The following is a 3169-nucleotide window of genomic DNA, read 5'->3' as shown; positions in this document are numbered from 1 at the left end:
AAACACACCTGTTATAGGATCAAGCCTTACGGGCAATTAGTATCAGTTAGCTTAACGCATTACTGCGCTTCCACACCTGACCTATCAACGTCCTGGTCTTGAACGACCCTTCAAGGGGCTCGAAGCCCCGGGGATATCTCATCTTAAGGCGAGTTTCCCGCTTAGATGCTTTCAGCGGTTATCTCTTCCGAACATAGCTACCCGGCGATGCCACTGGCGTGACAACCGGTACACCAGAGGTTCGTCCACTCCGGTCCTCTCGTACTAGGAGCAGCCCCCTTCAAATATCCAGCGCCCACGGCAGATAGGGACCAAACTGTCTCACGACGTTTTAAACCCAGCTCACGTACCTCTTTAAATGGCGAACAGCCATACCCTTGGGACCGGCTACAGCCCCAGGATGAGATGAGCCGACATCGAGGTGCCAAACACCGCCGTCGATATGAACTCTTGGGCGGTATCAGCCTGTTATCCCCAGAGTACCTTTTATCCGTTGAGCGATGGCCCTTCCATACAGAACCACCGGATCACTATGACCTGCTTTCGCACCTGCTCGACTTGTCGGTCTCGCAGTTAAGCACGCTTATGCCATTGCACTATCAGCACGATTTCCGACCGTACCTAGCGTACCTTCGTACTCCTCCGTTACACTTTGGGAGGAGACCGCCCCAGTCAAACTGCCTACCATGCACTGTCCCCAGTCCGGATAACGGACCAAGGTTAGAACCTCAAACAAACCAGGGTGGTATTTCAAGGACGGCTCCACGCAGACTGGCGTCCACGCTTCATAGCCTCCCACCTATCCTACACAGATCGGTTCAAAGTCCAATGCAAAGCTACAGTAAAGGTTCATGGGGTCTTTCCGTCTAGCCGCGGGGAGATTGCATCATCACAAACACTTCAACTTCGCTGAGTCTCGGGAGGAGACAGTGTGGCCATCGTTACGCCATTCGTGCAGGTCGGAACTTACCCGACAAGGAATTTCGCTACCTTAGGACCGTTATAGTTACGGCCGCCGTTTACCGGGACTTCAATCAAGAGCTTGCACCCCATCATTTAATCTTCCGGCACCGGGCAGGCGTCACACCCTATACGTCCACTTTCGTGTTTGCAGAGTGCTGTGTTTTTATTAAACAGTCGCAGCCACCAGTTTATTGCAACCCCTTCACCCTCCTGGCGCAGGCCAGTCAAGCTACAGGGGCGTACCTTATCCCGAAGTTACGGTACCAATTTGCCGAGTTCCTTCTCCCGAGTTCTCTCAAGCGCCTTAGAATACTCATCTCGCCCACCTGTGTCGGTTTGCGGTACGGTCTTGTTAAACTGAAGCTTAGAGGCTTTTCTTGGAACCACTTCCAGTTGCTTCTTCACCGAAGTGAATGGCCTCGCACCCTTGAATTCCGCGCCCGGATTTGCCTAAGCGCCTTCTCCAATGCAAGGACCGGGACTTCCAACACCCGGACAACCTTCCGCGATCCGTCCCCCCATCGCATTTAACAATGGTGCAGGAATATTAACCTGCTTCCCATCAGCTACGCATTTCTGCCTCGCCTTAGGGGCCGACTCACCCTACGCCGATGAACGTTGCGTAGGAAACCTTGGGCTTACGGCGAGGGGGCCTTTCACCCCCTTTATCGCTACTCATGTCAGCATTCGCACTTCCGATACCTCCAGCGCACTTTTCAATGCACCTTCGCAGGCTTACGGAACGCTCTCCTACCATGCATATAAATATGCATCCGCAGCTTCGGTATATTGCTTAGCCCCGTTACATCTTCCGCGCAGGACGACTCGATCAGTGAGCTATTACGCTTTCTTTAAAGGATGGCTGCTTCTAAGCCAACCTCCTGACTGTTTTAGCCTTCCCACTTCGTTTCCCACTTAGCAATATTTGGGGACCTTAGCTGGCGGTCTGGGTTGTTTCCCTCTTGACACCGGACGTTAGCACCCGATGTCTGTCTCCCGTGATTGCACTCTTCGGTATTCGGAGTTTGCTATGGCGTAGTAATCCGCAATGGACCCCACAACCATGACAGTGCTCTACCCCCGAAGGTGATACACGAGGCACTACCTAAATAGTTTTCGGAGAGAACCAGCTATTTCCAGGTTTGTTTAGCCTTTCACCCCTATCCACAGCTCATCCCCTAACTTTTCAACGTTAGTGGGTTCGGACCTCCAGTACGTGTTACCGCACCTTCATCCTGGCCATGGATAGATCACCTGGTTTCGGGTCTACACCCAGCGACTGAACGCCCTGTTCGGACTCGCTTTCGCTACGCCTGCCCTAATCGGTTAAGCTTGCCACTGAATGTAAGTCGCTGACCCATTATACAAAAGGTACGCCGTCACCCCTTACGAGGCTCCGACTGTTTGTATGCATGCGGTTTCAGGATCTATTTCACTCCCCTCCCGGGGTTCTTTTCGCCTTTCCCTCACGGTACTGGTTCACTATCGGTCGATCACGAGTATTTAGCCTTGGAGGATGGTCCCCCCATCTTCAGACAGGATTTCACGTGTCCCGCCCTACTTGTCGTACACCCAGTTCTTCCTCGCTGTTTTCGTCTACAGGGCTATCACCTGCTATGGCGGCACTTTCCAGAGCCTTCGACTAACAATGAAGATAAAGAGTACAGGCTGGTCCCATTTCGCTCGCCACTACTCTGGGAATCTCGGTTGATTTCTTTTCCTGCGGTTACTTAGATGTTTCAGTTCACCGCGTTCGCTTCACGTAACCTATGTATTCAGTTACGGATACTCCATAAGGAGTGGGTTTCCCCATTCGGATATCGGGGGATCAAAGCTCGTTTGCCAGCTCCCCCCCGCTTTTCGCAGGCTACCGCGTCCTTCATCGCCTGTGATCGCCAAGGCATCCACCACATGCACTTGTTCGCTTGACCCTATAACGGGTGTGTCTCATGTGTCATCCACTGGGAATGACACGCTCGCCACACGCGCTACAGGTTGAGTATTCGTGTTGCGCCGTATTCCAAGGCGATCTTTCGATCACCTTTTCATACATTGATACAATCACAACCCTGATTCACCTACTCGATCACCCATCTCTAAGTGATCTTTCGTGAATCTCTTTACTACTTCTTCCTGATTGTTAAAGAACGACAGCCGATATAAAGCTCTGCTTCATATCACTCTGACTGGCTCAATCGCCAATGCC

1 rRNA gene is annotated in these 3169 nt (G+C 52.1%); it reads right to left on the bottom strand.

Annotated features, from left to right (window positions below):
* Positions 1 to 15 precede the first annotated feature (15 nt).
* Positions 16 to 2894 (bottom strand): 23S ribosomal RNA (locus M0D66_RS37830).
* Between the last annotated feature and the right edge of the window lie 275 nt (positions 2895 to 3169).

Origin of the sequence: Paraburkholderia sp. SECH2 (assembly GCF_030464795.1) — a bacterium.
GTDB classification, from domain to species: Bacteria; Pseudomonadota; Gammaproteobacteria; order Burkholderiales; family Burkholderiaceae; genus Paraburkholderia; species Paraburkholderia aspalathi.
This window is presented reverse-complemented; position numbering and strand designations above follow the sequence as displayed.